Source organism: Conexibacter woesei Iso977N (genome assembly GCF_000424625.1).
Taxonomy (GTDB): domain Bacteria; phylum Actinomycetota; class Thermoleophilia; order Solirubrobacterales; family Solirubrobacteraceae; genus Baekduia; species Baekduia woesei_A.
In genome coordinates, this window is sequence record NZ_AUKG01000001.1 from 1,592,095 (window position 1) to 1,607,142 (window position 15,048).

Annotated in this window: 18 protein-coding genes; 8 read left to right on the forward strand and 10 right to left on the reverse strand. The window is 72.6% G+C overall.

The window, feature by feature from the left end; all coding sequences use genetic code 11:
• The first annotated feature begins 3 nt into the window (after positions 1–3).
• Positions 4–468 carry a MarR family winged helix-turn-helix transcriptional regulator gene (locus tag H030_RS36645; RefSeq protein WP_027005700.1) on the forward strand — a complete coding sequence of 155 codons (465 nt, stop codon included), beginning with the start codon at positions 4–6 and terminating at the stop codon, positions 466–468.
• 17 nt (positions 469–485) lie between these two features.
• Here H030_RS36645 and H030_RS0107780 read toward each other — a convergent pair whose 3' ends face one another.
• From H030_RS0107780 to bioB, 6 genes are all read right to left on the reverse strand, one after another.
• Positions 486–872 (reverse strand): hypothetical protein, encoded by a 387-nt coding sequence (locus tag H030_RS0107780; RefSeq protein WP_155891904.1) that lies wholly within the window; start codon positions 870–872, stop codon positions 486–488.
• A gap of 111 nt (positions 873–983) precedes the next feature.
• Positions 984–1,313 carry a hypothetical protein gene (locus H030_RS0107785; RefSeq protein WP_155891905.1) on the reverse strand — a complete coding sequence of 110 codons (330 nt, stop codon included), beginning with the start codon at positions 1,311–1,313 and terminating at the stop codon, positions 984–986.
• A 30-nt stretch (positions 1,314–1,343) separates the two neighbouring features.
• Positions 1,344–1,748 (reverse strand): VOC family protein, encoded by a 405-nt coding sequence (locus tag H030_RS30230; protein ID WP_035125989.1) that lies wholly within the window; start codon positions 1,746–1,748, stop codon positions 1,344–1,346.
• Positions 1,745–2,425: a dethiobiotin synthase gene (bioD, locus tag H030_RS30235; RefSeq protein ID WP_051222000.1), complete on the reverse strand. Its 681-nt coding sequence runs from the start codon at positions 2,423–2,425 to the stop codon at positions 1,745–1,747. Before bioD ends, H030_RS30230 begins: the two co-directional genes overlap by 4 nt.
• Positions 2,426–2,436: 11 nt before the next feature.
• On the reverse strand, positions 2,437–3,636 hold the full coding sequence (bioF, locus tag H030_RS30240; protein ID WP_081690750.1) for an 8-amino-7-oxononanoate synthase: 1,200 nt from the start codon (positions 3,634–3,636) through the stop codon (positions 2,437–2,439).
• 61 nt (positions 3,637–3,697) lie between these two features.
• Positions 3,698–4,903, reverse strand: a complete 1,206-nt coding sequence (gene bioB, locus H030_RS0107805; RefSeq protein ID WP_027005703.1) for a biotin synthase BioB — start codon at positions 4,901–4,903, stop codon at positions 3,698–3,700.
• A gap of 251 nt (positions 4,904–5,154) precedes the next feature.
• Here bioB and H030_RS30245 point away from each other — a divergent pair, with 251 nt between their 5' ends.
• Both H030_RS30245 and H030_RS38940 read left to right on the forward strand, forming a co-directional pair.
• Positions 5,155–5,511 carry a response regulator gene (locus H030_RS30245; RefSeq protein ID WP_196809042.1) on the forward strand — a complete coding sequence of 119 codons (357 nt, stop codon included), beginning with the start codon at positions 5,155–5,157 and terminating at the stop codon, positions 5,509–5,511.
• A gap of 11 nt (positions 5,512–5,522) precedes the next feature.
• Complete coding sequence (locus tag H030_RS38940; protein WP_027005704.1) at positions 5,523–6,215, forward strand: GNAT family N-acetyltransferase; 693 nt, start codon at positions 5,523–5,525, stop codon at positions 6,213–6,215.
• Positions 6,216–6,222: 7 nt separating this feature from the next.
• Here the strand turns inward: H030_RS38940 and H030_RS38945 are convergent, their stop codons facing one another.
• From H030_RS38945 to H030_RS0107830, 3 genes are read right to left on the reverse strand one after another with little or no spacing between them, the layout of a single operon-like run.
• Positions 6,223–7,044: an SEC-C metal-binding domain-containing protein gene (locus tag H030_RS38945; protein ID WP_027005705.1), complete on the reverse strand. Its 822-nt coding sequence runs from the start codon at positions 7,042–7,044 to the stop codon at positions 6,223–6,225.
• 4 nt (positions 7,045–7,048) lie between these two features.
• Positions 7,049–7,840 carry an enoyl-CoA hydratase/isomerase family protein gene (locus tag H030_RS0107825; RefSeq protein WP_027005706.1) on the reverse strand — a complete coding sequence of 264 codons (792 nt, stop codon included), beginning with the start codon at positions 7,838–7,840 and terminating at the stop codon, positions 7,049–7,051.
• Between the two features lie 27 nt (positions 7,841–7,867).
• The gene (locus H030_RS0107830; RefSeq protein ID WP_027005707.1) at positions 7,868–8,080 is read right to left on the reverse strand and encodes a biotin/lipoyl-binding carrier protein; all 213 of its coding nucleotides are present in this window, start codon (positions 8,078–8,080) and stop codon (positions 7,868–7,870) included.
• Between the two features lie 384 nt (positions 8,081–8,464).
• Here H030_RS0107830 and H030_RS36660 point away from each other — a divergent pair, with 384 nt between their 5' ends.
• Positions 8,465–9,259 carry a lysophospholipid acyltransferase family protein gene (locus H030_RS36660; RefSeq protein ID WP_051222004.1) on the forward strand — a complete coding sequence of 265 codons (795 nt, stop codon included), beginning with the start codon at positions 8,465–8,467 and terminating at the stop codon, positions 9,257–9,259.
• A 29-nt stretch (positions 9,260–9,288) separates the two neighbouring features.
• On the forward strand, positions 9,289–10,938 hold the full coding sequence (locus tag H030_RS30265) for a PQQ-dependent sugar dehydrogenase (protein ID WP_081690604.1): 1,650 nt from the start codon (positions 9,289–9,291) through the stop codon (positions 10,936–10,938).
• 7 nt (positions 10,939–10,945) lie between these two features.
• Here the strand turns inward: H030_RS30265 and H030_RS36665 are convergent, their stop codons facing one another.
• Positions 10,946–13,240 carry a hypothetical protein gene (locus H030_RS36665; protein ID WP_051222008.1) on the reverse strand — a complete coding sequence of 765 codons (2,295 nt, stop codon included), beginning with the start codon at positions 13,238–13,240 and terminating at the stop codon, positions 10,946–10,948.
• A gap of 109 nt (positions 13,241–13,349) precedes the next feature.
• Here H030_RS36665 and H030_RS30275 point away from each other — a divergent pair, with 109 nt between their 5' ends.
• The 3 genes from H030_RS30275 to H030_RS30280 are packed head-to-tail and all read left to right on the forward strand — an operon-like array spanning position 13,350 to position 14,947.
• A complete protein-coding gene (locus tag H030_RS30275) occupies positions 13,350–13,748 on the forward strand; it encodes a winged helix-turn-helix transcriptional regulator (protein WP_051222010.1) in 399 nt (132 codons plus the stop codon).
• Positions 13,730–14,326, forward strand: a complete 597-nt coding sequence (locus H030_RS0107855; protein WP_027005708.1) for an NADPH-dependent FMN reductase — start codon at positions 13,730–13,732, stop codon at positions 14,324–14,326. The genes H030_RS30275 and H030_RS0107855 overlap by 19 nt, the downstream gene beginning before the upstream one ends.
• A 27-nt stretch (positions 14,327–14,353) precedes the next feature.
• Complete coding sequence (locus tag H030_RS30280) at positions 14,354–14,947, forward strand: hypothetical protein (RefSeq protein ID WP_035125991.1); 594 nt, start codon at positions 14,354–14,356, stop codon at positions 14,945–14,947.
• Positions 14,948–15,048: the final 101 nt, after the last annotated feature.

The window sequence follows — 15,048 nt, forward strand, 5'->3', positions numbered from 1 at the left end:
GCGATGAGCGCTTCTTCCGGCCAGGGGGTCGCGACCACGCCTGCGACCGAGGCGGTCCGGCTGGCGTTCGTCGAGCTGATGGGCGCCGAGCGCCGCCTGCGGGCCCGCGACCAGAAGTGCGGGCCCGGCGAGCTGACCCAGGGCCAGATCCGGGCGCTGTTCACGATCGACACCAAGGGCGAGGCGACCGCGGGCGAGCTGGCCAAGGCGGCCGAGCTGTCGCCCGCGAGCGTGTCGTCGATGTTGGACAACCTGGAACGCGACGGCATCATCGAACGCCGCCGCTCCGACAGCGACCGCCGCGTCGTCGTCGTCACGTTGACGGCGGCAGGCCAGGAGCTCCTGGAACGCAAGCGCACCGCCTGGCGCGACCGCGGCGCCCAGGCCCTCGAAGGCATCTCCGACGAGCACCTCGTCGCGGCGGCCGACGTCATGCACCGCATGGCGGGCCTGCTGGACGACCTGTAGGCCTACAACATCGGCTCTCAGAGCCGGCCGTCGAACACCAGCAGCGGCGGCGCCTGCGGGAAGAGCTCCGCGAGCGCGCCGGCCAGCACCTCGAAGTCCTCGCGGTTGCGGGTCGCCACATCCAGGCCTCCGGCGAAGGCTGTCGCGGCGATCTGGATGTCGAGCAACCACGACGCCTGGCGCATCGTCTTCGACCGGTGGTCCTTCGGTCGTGATGGTGGATGGCGCATCTCGGCGCGCAGCCGGCCGGCGACGATCCCTGCGCGACCATCGAACGGCACGATCGCGAACGACCCGTCGTCGACGAGCGTGGTGAACCATGCAAGCAGCGCCAGGGCGCGGTCGTCGAGAGCGGCGATCCGCTGGTACCCATAGGCGATCTCCAGCACCGCAGGAGCCGCCAACCGCACCGGCGTCCCCAGCGTCCGTTGGTCGTTCAGATGCTCCAGTTCGGCGCTCTCGGGGCGAACGCGCGACGCGAGCGAGGTGTCCCACATGACCGTCACGTCGAGCCGTCAGCGAGGATCGTCCGGCGCGTCGTCCAACGACGCGAGAAGCTGTGCGATCTCGTCGGGTGACGGCATCTCCGCCTCCGGGGTCTCGACCGCACCCGGGAAGACCGCGGCCCAGCGCTCGGCACGACGATCCGCGATGCGCTGCTCGAGCTCGTACAGCTGCGCTCCGCGGGTGGCAAGCCGGAGGAGGGCGTCGTTGCGCGAGATGCCGAGATCGCTCGCGAGGCGGTCGGCCGTCGTCGTCAACTCGTCCGGTACCCGGAGCGTCGTCCGCGCGCCGTCCGAGCGCGGCGCCCGTGCCGCAGCGGTTACGTGGCGGACGTCAGCCATGGCCATGAGGCTAGCGCATCAACTGATGCGCTAGGGCCGTTCGGCGTAGGAGATGAACTCCAGGAGGGAGCCGTCGGGGTCGCGGAAGTAGATGGAGAGGCCGGGGCCGGAGGAGCCGGTGCGGGGGACCGGGCCTTGCTCGATGGGGATGTTGTTGTCTTGTAGGTGTTGGATCGCTTCGGCGGTGGTGCCGGGCCAGGTGAGGCAGAGGTCGGCCATGCCGGGGCGGGCGGGGATGCGCGCTACGGGCTCGGGGGTCATGCCGGGGCCGTGGACGTTGAGGTTGATGGGGCCGAAGCGGTAGCGCCAGCGGGTCGGCGGGTCGTTCAGTGCGATCAGCTCGGCGCCACAGATGTCGCGGTAGAAGGCGTTGGACCGTTCCCAGTCGGAGACCGCGATGACGAGGTGGTCGAGGGTGATGGCGCGGTCGCTCATCGCAGCCACTCGTCGTAGGGGAGGCGGTGGCCGGCGCGGGCCAGCTCTTCGACGGTGAACGAGGGCAGTGGCGCCATCGTGTGGCAGGGCACGTCGCCGTAGAAGGCGATGCTGTTGAAGTTCGAGCGGACCATCGCGTCGGGCTCGGTGGGGTAGGGCGTCATGACGACCGCGGCGACCCGCAGGCCCGCTGCGCGGACGGCCTCGATCGTCAACATGGTGTGGTTGATCGTCCCGAGGCCGGGGCGGGCGACGATGATGACCGGAAGTTGTAGTTCTTGGGCCAGGTCGCGGATGAGGTAGCCGCCGACGGTGATCGGGACCAGGAAGCCGCCGACGCCCTCGGCGATCAGCGTCCGGTCGCCGGAGGCGTTGCGGTGGGCGGTGTCGACCAAGATGGTGGGGTCGATCGTCGTCTCGGCCAGCTCGGCGGCGAGATGGGGCGAGACCGCTGGGCCGAACGTGTAGGGCGCGACGTCCTTGCTCTCCATGCCCGCGCACTGCGCCAGCAGCTCGTGGTCGCGCGGCTTGCCGTCGGTCGGCTCGTCGGTCCCCGTCACGACCGGCTTGAAGGCGCCGACCGCCACGCCGTCCTGCCGCAACGCCGCCGCCAGCGCGGCCGCGACGACCGTCTTGCCGACCTCCGTGTCGGTCCCCGTGACGAAGAGGCCGCGCATCACGCGTCGGCTCAAGCCGCGGCGGGTTCGTCGGTGGTGAGGCGTTCGTGGGGGTGGCCGGCGGGTTGGGCGGCCGCCAGCGGGACGCCGGCGCCGGGGCGGAAGCCGGCCTGGAGGGCGGCGCGGCCGAGCGTGCGGGCGGCGGCGCGGAGCTCGTCGCGGGTGTGGGTCGCCATCAGCGCCAGGCGCAACCGCGAGGTCCCGGCGGGCACGGTCGGCGGGCGGATCGCCTGGGCGAAGACGCCGGACTCCAGCGCGTGCTCGCAGACGGTCATCGCGAGGTCGGGGTCGCCGACGACGAGCGGCACGATCTGCGTCGAGGAGCCCTCGACCGCGAAGCCCTCGCGCGCCAGCTCGGCGCGCAGCACGTCGGCGTTGGACTGGAGCTTGTCCACCATCTCGGGGTGCTCCTGCAGCACTTCGAGCGCCGCCAGCGCCGCCGCCACCGCCGACGGCGGCAGCGCGGTCGAGAAGATCAGCGAGCGCGCCGAGTTCGTCAGGTAGTCCCGCATCGGCCCGCTCACCGCGGCGAAGGCGCCGTAGGACCCCAGCGACTTGCCGAGCGTCCCGACGACCACGTCGACCACGCCGTCCAGCCCCGCCTCGGCCACCGCGCCGCGGCCCTCCGGCCCGAGGCACCCGGTCCCGTGCGCCTCGTCGACCACGATCCGCATCCCGTGGCGCTGGGCAAGTCCTACAAGCTCCTCCAGCGGCGCGACGTCGCCGTCCATCGAGAACACGCTGTCGGTCACGATGATCCCCGGCCGCCCGCGGTGCTGCTCGATCCCCCACGCGAGGTGCTCGACGTCGCAGTGGTCGTAGACGAACGTCTGCGCCCGCGCCAGGCGGCAGCCGTCGATCAGCGACGCGTGGTTGAGCTCGTCGCTGTAGACCACCGCGCCGTCGCCGGCCAGCGACGACAACGCCCCGACCACGCCCAGGTTCGCCAGGTACCCGGACCCGAACAGCACCGCCGCCTCGGTCCCCTTGAACGCCGCCAGCGCCTCCTCCAGCCGCCGGTGGATCGTCATCGTCCCGGACACCAGCCGCGACGCGCCCGCGCCCGCGCCCCAGCGCATCGCGGCATCCGCCGCGGCCTCGCGCACGCGCGGGTGATCGGCGAGCCCCAGGTAGTTGTTGGAGCACAACAGCAGGACCGGCCGCCCGTCGACCACCACGCGCGACCCCTGCGGGCCGGACACGTGGCGCATCCTCCGGTACAGGCCGGACTCCCGCAGCTCCTCCAGGCGGGCTTCGATGTCGCTCACGGTCTCAGTGCCCGAACGGCATGCCGGACAGCTGCGCGGCCTCGTCGGGCCTCTCGCCCGGCCAGCGGTTCGGCGCCCCGTCGGGCCGCGGCGGCACCGTGTCCTTCCTGGCGTAGCGCAGCTGCGACGCCGGATCCCACACGGTGATCTCGATCCCCGCCGCGGCGGCGGCCGACGCGTCGTCGAGGTAGCTCTCGACCACGTCGGAGGTCTCACCGTCCAGCCAGCCCGAGCGGTTGTCCGGCCGCGGGTTGGAGCCGTTGTCCTCGAAGCGGTTGATGTTCAACCCCAGGTCGGTGAACATCGCGCGGTCGTCGGCGGGCGTGGCGTTCAGCGTCGTCAGGAAGTTGCCCATCATCACGCCGTTGAGCCCCGCCTTGACCGCCAGCGGCTGCAGCTCGCCGAGGTTCTCGACGCGCCCGCCGCACAGCCGGAACAGCGCCTCGGGCAGGACCAGCCGGAAGATCGCGATCCACTTCACGACCTCCCACGGATCCATGTGGTCGCGGTCGCCGAACTTCGTCCCCGGGCGCGGGTTGAGCAGGTTGATCGGCACCGACGTCGGGTTGATCTTCGACAGCTCGAACGCCATCTCGACCCGCTGCGCGCGCGACTCGCCGAGGTTCAGGATCCCGCCGACGCACGTCTCCAGCCCCGCCTCCTCGACCGCCTGGATCGTGCGCAGGCGCCCCTCGTAGCGGACGGTCGAGGAGACCTCCGGGTAGTAGGACTCCGCGGTCTCGACGTTGTGGTGGACGCGCTGGATCCCTGCGTCCTTCAGCGCCTTCGCGCGGTCGACCGACATGTGGCCGACCGACGCGCAGCGCTTGAGGTTGGTGTGCTCGGCGACCAGCCGCGCGCCCTCCAGGACCTTCTCGAAGTCGCGCCTGGACAGCCCCTGGCCCTGGGTGACCATGCAGAACCGGTGCGCGCCCGCGGCCTCGGCGGCCCTCGCGTGCTCCAGGATCTGCTCCGGCGACATCATCGCGTGCAGCGGCGTCTCGGCCTCCGCGAACCGCGACTGCGCGCAGAACCCGCAGTCCTCGGCGCAGCCGCCGGACTTCGCGTTGACCAGCGAGCACATGTCGGTGGAGTCGCCGAAGCGGTCCTGGCGCGCGGCCCAGGCGCGTTCGACGAGCTCCAGGATCCGTTCGTGATCCTCGAGCTCGCCGAGGGCGAGCGCTTCCTCAGGAGTGATCAGCGGCGGCATGCCCGGCACAGTAGGCATGCGCCCGGACGGTCAACGGCGACGCGGCGAGCACGCCGTTCTGGCAGAGCGTGCGTGCGGGATGTCACAACCGCGCGGGGCGCAGACTCTGAGGGGATAGAGGGAAACGGGGTCCTTCGATCGGATGGCGGAGTGGACCATCGTCTACCCGTCGATCATCAGAAGTGGGGATGGCGAAACGACGCTCACCAACCGATGATGTGCACAACGTGGCTGCCGCCGATCCCATCCGTGTGCTCTTGTGCGATGACGCCGAGGGCTTCCGCGCGCTGATGCGCGTCTCGCTCGCCGCTGATCCGGCGATCGAGATCGTCGGAGAAGCTGCCGACGGGGAAGCGGGTGTGGACGCGGCGGCCGCGCTGCAGCCCGACGTGGTGCTGCTCGACATGTCGATGCCGCGCATGGGCGGCCTGCAGGCGATCCCGAAGATGCGCCGCCGCGCGCCGCGCACGTCGATCATCGGCCTGTCGAGCCTCTCGGCGTCCAGGATGGCCGCGCCGTCGAAGGAGATCGGCGCTCACTCCTACCTGGAGAAGGGCACCGAGCTCGACACGATCCGTGCGGCCATCCACGAGGCGGCCGACCGCTAGATTTCCTCCGCGTGGACGACGCGGAGCTGGCACGGAGATCGATCCTCGGCTTCTGCGAGACGCTCGCGGCGCTGGCCGGCGAGCACGCGGTCCGGCGCGAGAACGTGATCGGCGCGCGGGTCCCGGACTCCGACAACCCGTGGCTGGACGCGGCCGCCGTGCCGCACGGCTTCGCGCCGCCGCAGGCCGACGACGCCGGGCTGCCGCACTGCCTCTGGGCCGAGGCCGAGGCGATCCCGGGGCGCTACGAGCGCGGGCACATCGCGATGCCGTGCATGGGGATCGCCCTGAACGGCGGCGCCGCGTTGCCGGAGGGCGACCCGCTGGACCTCGTCACGCCGACGCTGGACGTCGTCGGCGCCGTCAACGACCGCGCCTACGGCCAGGACGACGCGCTCGGACCGCTCGTCCGCGCGCTCCAGGACGACCGCGTCAGCGCGCACGGCGCGCGCGTGGACGGCGAGACCGTGTGCGTCGCGCTGACGCTGCGCATCGGCGACGACGTGTCGATCCAGTACGTCGCGACCGAGCGCGACCACCGCGGCCAGGGCCTCGCCTCCCGGCTCATGACCAACATCATGAACAACGCCCGTGCGACCGGCGCGACGACCGCGACGCTCCAGGCCAGCCCGGACGGCCGCCCGGTCTACGAGCGCCTGGGCTTCCGGACCGTCGCGACGCTGCGCGCGTTCATCCGCGAGTAGCTCAGCGTCAGCGGCCGCAGCACTTCTTGTACTTCTTGCCCGACCCGCACCAGCAGGCGTCGTTGCGGCCCGGGGGCCAGGCGAGCGCCGCGCCCTCCTGGGCGACGTCGTAGGCGGCGCGGGCGCGGACCTCGGAGGCCTCGGCGTCGAAGTCGTTGGCCTCGGCCAGCGCGACGACGCGCTCCACCGTCAGCGGCGCGACGACCGGGTGGCGCGGCGCGCCGGGGGCGATCGCGCGCATGCGGCGGTCCAGCTCCAGCGCGTAGGCCGCGTGGCCGCCCGCCTCCCAGTCGGCGGCGAAGGCCGGCCACGCGGCGACCGCGCGGGCGAACTCGTCGAGCGGGAAGTACGGCGTCGCGACCGGCGTGTCGACGCCCGTCGCCGCGGCGCGCGCCAGGGCGAGCCGCGCCTGCTCGTCGATCGCCTCGGCCGGCAGCCCGGCGTCGGCCAGCGCCTGCGTGCGCTCGCCGACGATCTGGCGCAGCGTGTCGCCGTCGGCTCCGGACCGCAGCGCCAGCCCCAGCGCCTGCCCGAACAGCTCGGCGGCGACATCCGGCGCGCCGGCCTCGGCGTGGGCCGAGCCCGCCAGGAACGGGACCGTCGGATCGCCCGGGTGGTCGCGCTCCAGCGCGGCCCAGATCGTGTCGGCCTCGCCCTTGCGCCCGGCCAGGACGTGCATCCACGCGACGTGCCAGCGCTGGTCCTCGCCGGTCAGCTCCTGCAGCTGCCCGAGGACCTCGATCGCCTCGTCGTACTGCCCGGTGGTCTCCAGCGTGTCGATGCGCTCCTCGAGCGCCTCGACGTCCCTGCGTGACGGTGACGGCGACATAGGCCTACTTCCCCTGCCAGCGCGCCGGGCGCTTCTCGGCGAACGCCTTGACGCCCTCGGCCAGGTCCTCGCTCTCGAAGCACGCCTTGCGCAGCGCGATCAGCTCGGCCTCGACCGCCGGATCCAGCGCCGCCTCGGCGGACAGCAGCGCCCGCAGCACGCGCTTGTTGCCGCGCACGCTCAGCGGCGCGTTGCGCGTCAGCTCGTCGGCCCAGTCCAGGGCGAAGTTCTCCAGGTCCTCGGCACCGACGACGTCGTGCAGCAACCCCCACACCTTGGCCTCGCGCGCGTCGATGTTGCGCCCGAGCAGGAACAGCTGCCGCGTGCGCGGCTCGCCGATCGCGTGCAGGAAGCGACGCAGCCCCGTGTGCGAGTAGACGAGCCCGAGCTTGGCGGGCGGCATGCCGAGCCTGATGCCGTCGCGCGCGACGCGCAGGTCGCAGGCCAGCGCCAGCTCCAGGCCGCCGCCGATCGTGTGGCCCGGCAGCGCGGCGATCGTCGGGACGTCGGTGGCGTCGAGCGCGTCGATCGCGCTCGTGAACGGGTGCGCGACGAGCTTCTCGGCCTCGGCGGCGAAGACGTCGTCGGGGATGTCGCCGATGTCGTAGCCCGAGGAGAACATCCCGCCCGCGCCGGTGAGGATCACCGCCCGTGTCCCATCCCCATCGGCGGCACGCACGGCCGACGCGATCCCGTCGAGGATCGCGTGGTCCAGCGCGTTGCGCTTGCTGGGGTTGGAGATGGTCAGCCGCCGGACTCCGTCCAGCGGCTCGTCGATCAGCAGCTCGCCCGCCATTCGCGGCGGGAGGCTATTGGTTCCGCGCTATTCGAGGACGACGAGGACGTCGCCCTCGTTCACGGCCTGGCCCTCTTCGCAGAGGATCTCCTTGACCGTGCCCTCGTCCTCGGCCTCGACCGGCATCTCCATCTTCATGGACTCGAGGATCACGACCGTGTCGCCCTCGGCGATCGTGTCGCCGACCTTGCACTCGATCTTCCACACGGTGCCCGTGATGTGGGCCTCGATCTGCGCCATGCGCGGGAAGATAGGCGACGGGCAGGACAGGTGACCGCACGTTCACATCGTCTCGACCGTCGGGCGGAACCGGGCACCGGAAGTTCCGACCGGCGGGCGATAGAGCGGAGGCCGTGCGGTCAGCATCATGCTGTCTACGTGATCGGCCGGGGGACATCGCAACAGCGAACACCGTCTCCTCCTGCGACGACTGGCTGTTGTGCCGTCCGATCACCGCTCCGTTGATGGCTTGACCCACCGTCGCGGAGCACGCCTGGGGACCTTGCGCCACATGGAGGAGGGACAGCCTCCATGTGGCGCACCCCGGGTGACACGGAGCACGGCCTGCACCGCCTCCGAACCCGGCGCATCGCGGCACCGCGCGCGCGGGTACCATCCTCCGCTGTGAGCGAGAGCGGCGAGTTGGCGAAGATGAAGGCGCAGGTCTACCTCGACGAGCGCCCGAAGGAGTACTTCGACCGCTTCCACGAGCGCGCGCGCACGCGCGAGCCCGACGTCGTCTACGAGGCCGTCAAGTCGCTGACCCTGCTCTACCAGTGGTCGTTCTTCCGGGCCCGCGCGATCTCGACCGACAAGGTCCCGCCGACCGGCCCGGTCATCCTCGCGCCGAACCACTTCTCGTTCATGGACCACTTCTTCGTCGGCGGCGCGATCCGCCGCAAGGTCCAGTTCATGGCCAAGTCGCAGCTCTTCAAGCCGCCGATGCAGTGGATCTACACGCACGGCGGCGTGTTCCCGGTCCGCCGCGGGCACCGCGACGAGGACGCGATGATCACCGCCCACACGGTCCTGGGCCGCGGCGGCTGCATGGCGATGTACTGCGAGGGCGGCCGCTCCCGCGACGGCAGGCTCGCCGACGAGGCCAAGCCCGGCATCGGCAGGCTGGCGCTGGAGAGCGGCGCGGTCGTCGTGCCGGTCGCGATCCACGGCTCGTCGAAGGTCCGCAACTGGAAGAAGCTCGAGTTCCCGAAGGTCACGATCCAGTACGGCGAGCCCTTCCGCTACGAGCAGGAGGAGGCGCCGACGCGCGAGCGCGCGCAGCTGGTCGCCAACGAGATCTTCGACGCGATCAAGGTGTTGTACAACGGCTTGGAGGCCCACGGGCGCCGGACGATCGTCCAGCGCGTGCGGGCCGAGCGCCGGGCGCTGCGGCGCTCCGGCAAGCGCGCGGTCGCCTGAGGCGCCGCTGAGCGGGTAGGACGTCGACCATGGGTCGGCGATCAGCGGTACTGAGCGTGTGCGTCGCAGCGTCGTTCTCGGCGGCGGTCCTGCCGGGGCAAGCGGGCGCGGCGGTGACGCTCGCGCCGATCGGGACGTTCGACCAGCCGGTCGACGTCACCGCGCCGCCGGCCGACACCACGCGCGTCTTCGTCGTCGAGAAGGGCGGCAAGGTCATCGACATCAGGGGCGGCACCGCCTCGACGTTCCTGGACATCACGAGCAGGGTGCGCTCCTCGGGCAACGAGCAGGGGCTGCTGTCGATCGCGTTCCCGCCCGACTACGCGACCAGCGGGATCTTCTACGCCTACTACACGGCCCAGCCGCCGGGCGGGTCCGGCGCAGCGGGCTCGGACCTGACGATCAGCGCGTTCAGGCGCACCGACGACGACCACGCCGACGCCGCGAGCGAGCGCGTCGTGCTGTCGATCCCGCACCGCAAGTACGACAACCACAACGGCGGCCAGCTGCAGTTCGGCCCGGACGGGCTGCTGTGGATCGGGGTCGGCGACGGCGGTGACGGCAACGACACGCTCGGCAACGCCGAGCAGACCAGCCCGTCCTACAACGACGCGGCGGCGGGCCACGACGCGCGCCAGGGCAAGCTGCTGCGGATCGACCCGAGGCCGGGCGACGGCTGCGGCGGCGGCTGCACGATCCCGGCCGGCAACCCCGGCTTCGCCCAGCCCGAGATCTGGGCCTACGGTCTGCGCAACCCGTGGCGCTTCTCGTTCGACCGCAGCACCGGCGACCTGCTGATCGGCGACGTCGGCCAGGACACGTGGGAGGAGGTCGACTTCGCGCCCGCGAGCGCCGGGCGGCTGGCCGGCGCCAACTACGGCTGGGGGACCTACGAGGCCGACCACCCGCGCGGGTCGACCGCGAGCGCGGGCGCGCCCGCCGGGATCACGATGCCGGTGCTCGAGAAGGCGCACGCCGCGCCGGACTCCTTCAGCTCGATCGCGGGCGGCTACGTCGTCCGCGACCCGGCGCTGCCCGACCTGCTCGGCAGGTACGTCTACGCCGACACCTACAGGGGCGACATCCGCGCCGCGACGCCCGGCGTCTGGACCGACGACGCGGCCACCGGCCTGCACGTCTCGACGCTCGCCTCGTTCGGCGAGGACGCCTGCGGCCGCGTCTACGCGGTCTCGCTCGACGGCGCGGTGGACCGCCTGACCCAGTCCGGCGCCTGCATCCCGCCGGCCGCGGCGCCCGGCGCGGTCACCCCGGTCGCCCCGGCGCCGGGTGGCGGCGGCGTCACCGGCCCGGCGAGGCCGACGACCACGAGGGCTGTCCCGTTGCTCACCGTCACCGCGGCGGGGCGCCAGCGGCCGTGGCGCACCGGGTTCGTCCGGATCCGCGCGACGTGCAGCGCCAACTGCCACGTGCGCGGCTACGGCGTGTTCCGGATCAGCGGCAGCAGGAGGGCGCCGGAGACCAGCCGCGTGTCGGCGCACCTCAGGGCCCACCGGACGACGACGCTGCGGCTGCGCGTGCCGGCGCGGACGCGCCACACGCTGCTCGCGCTGCTGCGCCACCACCACAGGATCACGCTGCGCTTCGCGCTGAACGCCACCGACGCCAAGGGCCACCGCCGCTTCGCGCAGGGGACGAGGCCCTCGGCGATCGTGCGCTGAGGGTCGCTCAGCGCCGCACGTCCTCGCAGTCGGACGCGACCTCGTCGGTCGCGTCCGCGAAGACCGTGTCGTTGCCGTCGCCGCACGACACGCGGTCGAAGCCGCCGCCGACCACGTTGATGCGGTCGTCGCCCTCGTCGCCGGCGATGATGTCGTCGTCGAGGTTGCCGAAGATGTCGTCGTTGCCCGGGCCGCCGTTGATGGTGTCGTTGCCGCGGTCGCCGGTGATCGTGTCGTCGCCCTCGTTGCCGAGGATCACGTCGTTGTCGCCGCGCCCGTGCAGCGCGTCGTTGCCGGCGCCGCCGTGCAGCTCGTCGTCGCCGTTCTCGCCGTCGACGTAGTCGTCGCCGCCGTTGCCGTAGAGCACGTCGTTGCCGTCGTTGCCGAACAGCGAGTCCGGGCCCTCGGTCCCGAAGAGCGTGTCGTTGCCGACCGTCCCGAAGATGTTGTTCGACGGCGGCGGCGCGTCGGTCGCGGGCTCGGCCGGGACCTGGACGACGACCTCGCACGACCTCAGCGTGTCGCGCGCCGGCGCGTCCTCCTCGACGTAGACCGTGTCGCGCCCCGTGCCGCAGTCGACCACGTCGTGATCGCCATCGGCCACGCGGATCTGGTCGCGGCCCGCGCCGCCGCTGACGGTGTCGGCGCCCGGGCCGGCGGTGATCTCGTCGTTGCCGTCGCCGCCGGAGAGCCTGTCGTCGCCGGAGCCGCCGTCGATCGCGTCGTCGCCCTCTGAGCCGTAGAGCGTGTCGCGGCCCGCGTCGCCGCGGATCGCGTCGGCGCCGGTGCGGCCGAAGATCGTGTCGCCGCCGGTCCCGCCGTCGATCGTGTCGTTGCCGTCACCGCCGTCGATCCTCTCGCCGCCGGGACCGCCGAGCAGCGTGTCGTCGCCGTCGCCGCCGTCGATCACGTCCGTGCCGCGGTTGCCGTCGATGTAGTCGTTGCCGGGGCCGCCGTCCAACAACATGTCGTTGCCCAGGCCGAGCTCGACGATGCGGTCGTTGCCGTTGCCGCCCTTGACGACGTCGTCGCCGTCGCCGCCGTCCAGCGAGTCGTCCCCGTCGCCGCCGTCGACCTCGTCGTCGCCGGTCCCGCCGTTGGCGTAGTCGTTGCCCGCGCCGCCGTCGAGGGCGTCGTTGCCGGCCTGGCCGAACATCCGGTCGTTGTCGTCCTCGCCGTAGAGCTTGTCGTTGTCGGCGCCGCCGTCGAGCGAGTCGTTGCCCAGGCCGCCGTAGAGGAGGTCGGCGCCGCGGCCGCCGGTGAGCGTGTCGTCGCCGCCGAGGCCGTTGAGCTGGTCGCCGAGGCGCGTGCCGGTCAGCCGGTCCGGGCCGTCGGTGCCGTTGGTGATCCCGAGGCCGGCCTGGATCGCCAGCCCGCGCGGGGCCGCGGTGAGGTGGCGGGTGGAGAGGACGCGGAACGACAGCGCGCTCAGGACGGAGATCGTCTTCGCGCCCTCGTCGGCGCTGTAGAGGCGGACGCCGTCGGGCGCGACCGCCGGGTGGCCGGGGCCGCGACCGGTGGCGACGCGCGCGGCGACGGCGCCCTTGGTGAGGTCGAAGATCGCGGTGACGCGCGAGGTCGCCGAGGCGCCCGCGACGACGTGCCTGCCGTCGCCGAGCACCGCGACGCCGCCGCCCGGGCCGGCCTTGGTCCTGATCCCGCGGCCGAGCTTGCCGGCCGCGGTGTCGACCTTGACCAACATGGTGGTCTTCTTCGTTACGCTCAAGGCATAGGCGTTGTGTCCGGTCGGGGCGAAGGCGACGCCGGTCACGCCCGCAAGCCTGAGGCGCCGCACGCCACCGCCGAGCAGGTCGATGATCGCGATGCGCTGCCTGTCGATCGTCACGACCGCCTTCGCGCCGTCGGCGCTGACGGCCAGCGCCGCCGGTGCCTTGGCGCGCGCGCCGAGCTGGATCGTCCTGATGACCGTGAGCGCGCCGGGGTCGATGACGTCCAGCGCGCCGGGGCGCGCGGCGACCAGGCGCGAGCCGCCCGCGGCGATCGCCAGCGCGGTGGGGGAGCGCGAGAGCTGGACGTCGCCGGTCCGGGCGCGCTGGTTGAGGTCGAGCGCGACGACGCCCGCGCCGGCGAGCGCGAAGCCCCGCGTGCCGTCGGGCGTGATCGCGACCGCCCGGACCGGCTGGCCGGTCGGGACCTGCGCGACGGGCGCGCCGGACTGGACGTCGAGCAGCGTGGCGGCGGGCGTTCCGGTGGCGACCAGCATGACGCGCGCGTGCGCGCGCGGGGCGAGCACGGCGGTCAGGAGCAGCGCGGTCACGGCGGTGCGGCGGGCATGGCGCATCACCGCTCCCAACCCCTGCGCACCGGCAAAGGTTCCGGTGTGACGTCACGGTGTCAGGACAACTACGGATTCCGTAGCGACTACGGGATCCTGAGCTAGGCTGCCGAGCATGACCACCGCTGCGAGCTCCGCGGAGGAGATCCGGGCGCTGTGCCCGCGGTTCCACTACGCCGTCGAGCTGATCGGCGCGCGCTGGAGCGGCGCGATCGTCCGGGCGGTCCTCGACGGGCGTCATCGCTACTCCGAGATCAGGGCGGTGATCCCGAGCGTGAGCGACACGATGCTCGCCCAGCGCCTGCGCGCGCTGGAGGCCGAGGGGCTGCTGGAGCGCCGCGTGGCGACCGGCGCGCCCGGACCGCTGCGCGCGGAGTACCACCTGACGGAGAAGGGCGCGGCGCTCGCCCCGGTCATCGAAGCGCTGAAGGCGTGGGCCCACGAGTGGGTCCCGGACGCATCACTCCCAGACACCAAGGACATCAAGAACGCCTCATGCCCAAGCTGCACGTGATCCTCGCCTCCACCCGCCCCGGCCGCGCCGGTGAGCCGATCGCCGACTGGTTCGTGTCGCGCGCCCGCGAGCACGGCGCGTTCGACGTCGAGCTGCTCGATCTCGCGGACATCGCGCTGCCGATGATGGACGAGCCCAACCACCCGCGCCTGCGCCGCTACGAGCACCAGCACACGAAGGACTGGTCGGCGACGATCAACGCCGCGGACGCGGTCGTGATGGTCACGCCGGAGTACAACTACGGGTATCCGGCGCCGCTGAAGAACGCGATCGACTACCTGCACTTCGAGTGGCAGCACAAGCCGGTCGCGTTCGTGTCCTACGGCGGCGTGGCCGCGGGCACGCGCGCGGTCCAGCAGCTCAAGCAGGTCGTGACGACGCTGAAGATGTTCCCGCTGTTCGAGGCGGTGAGCATCCCGTTCCACACGCAGTTCATCGACGACGAGGGCGTGCTGCAGGCCAACGACGTCATGGAGGGCGCGGCGAGCGCGATGCTCGACGAGCTCGTGCTGGTCGAGGAGTCGCTGCGCGGGCGGCGCGCGGCCGTGCGCGAGGCGGAGGCGGCCGGCAAGCACTAGGTGTCGGGTCGGTAGGGTCCGGGCCAGATGCTCGACGTGCTGCGTCCCGGAGTCCTCGAAGGCCTGACGGTCTGCGTCGTCGGTGACGGCGCGGCCGAGCGCGAGCGGGCCGCCGCGCTCGGCGCCCGCGTCGTGACCGTCGACGGCGACCTCGGCGACGAGGACGCGGTCGGGCTCGCCGTCGGCGCACTCGGGCCGATCGACGTCCTGGTCGTCGACGCCGCGTCCGAGTACGCCGACGCCGGCGGCGGGATGCCGGGCCTGCGGCGCGCGGTCGACGACGGCTGGAACGTCGTGCGCGCGGTCGTCAACGCGGGCTGGATCAAGGACGCCGAAGCGGCGGAGGACGAGGCCGGCGACGCGCCGGTCCGCGGCGGCAAGGTCGTGTTCCTGGCGCCGGTCGCCGACGCGGGCGAGCACGCCAACGCGGTCGGTGCGGCGCTCGAGAACGCAGCCCGCACCCTTTCGGTCGAGTGGGCCCGCTTCGGGATCCGCATCACCGCCGTCCGCCCCCGCGCGGGCGCAGCCGCCGACGAACGCGCCGAGCTGGTCGCCTTCCTGGCGTCGCCCGCGGGCGACTACTTCACCGGCTGCTCGTTCTACCCCGGCGCCGCGCTTTAGCTGAGTCATCGATGGGCCTTCGGCGGAGAACACGCCGCCGTCGACGGAGGAGCAGTCGGGCTCTTGTTTCGTTTTTCTTGGGTCTTCGATCGTCCTCTAAC

What these genes read in the sequence shown, in the direction of transcription:
- H030_RS0107785 (WP_155891905.1), bottom strand. Translation starts at nt 1,313, where the DNA reads ATGGCTGACGTCCGCCACGTAACCGCTGCGGCACGGGCGCCGCGCTCG.
- H030_RS30230 (WP_035125989.1), bottom strand. Translation starts at nt 1,748, where the DNA reads ATGAGCGACCGCGCCATCACCCTCGACCACCTCGTCATCGCGGTCTCC.
- bioB (WP_027005703.1), bottom strand. Translation starts at nt 4,903, where the DNA reads ATGCCGCCGCTGATCACTCCTGAGGAAGCGCTCGCCCTCGGCGAGCTC.
- H030_RS36645 (WP_027005700.1), top strand. Translation starts at nt 4, where the DNA reads ATGAGCGCTTCTTCCGGCCAGGGGGTCGCGACCACGCCTGCGACCGAG.
- H030_RS0107825 (WP_027005706.1), bottom strand. Translation starts at nt 7,840, where the DNA reads ATGGCGGGCGAGCTGCTGATCGACGAGCCGCTGGACGGAGTCCGGCGG.
- H030_RS36665 (WP_051222008.1), bottom strand. Translation starts at nt 13,240, where the DNA reads ATGCGCCATGCCCGCCGCACCGCCGTGACCGCGCTGCTCCTGACCGCC.
- H030_RS30275 (WP_051222010.1), top strand. Translation starts at nt 13,350, where the DNA reads ATGACCACCGCTGCGAGCTCCGCGGAGGAGATCCGGGCGCTGTGCCCG.
- bioD (WP_051222000.1), bottom strand. Translation starts at nt 2,425, where the DNA reads ATGCGCGGCCTCTTCGTCACGGGGACCGACACGGAGGTCGGCAAGACG.
- H030_RS30280 (WP_035125991.1), top strand. Translation starts at nt 14,354, where the DNA reads ATGCTCGACGTGCTGCGTCCCGGAGTCCTCGAAGGCCTGACGGTCTGC.
- H030_RS0107830 (WP_027005707.1), bottom strand. Translation starts at nt 8,080, where the DNA reads ATGGCGCAGATCGAGGCCCACATCACGGGCACCGTGTGGAAGATCGAG.
- bioF (WP_081690750.1), bottom strand. Translation starts at nt 3,636, where the DNA reads ATGCGCCACGTGTCCGGCCCGCAGGGGTCGCGCGTGGTGGTCGACGGG.
- H030_RS30265 (WP_081690604.1), top strand. Translation starts at nt 9,289, where the DNA reads ATGGGTCGGCGATCAGCGGTACTGAGCGTGTGCGTCGCAGCGTCGTTC.
- H030_RS0107855 (WP_027005708.1), top strand. Translation starts at nt 13,730, where the DNA reads ATGCCCAAGCTGCACGTGATCCTCGCCTCCACCCGCCCCGGCCGCGCC.
- H030_RS38945 (WP_027005705.1), bottom strand. Translation starts at nt 7,044, where the DNA reads ATGTCGCCGTCACCGTCACGCAGGGACGTCGAGGCGCTCGAGGAGCGC.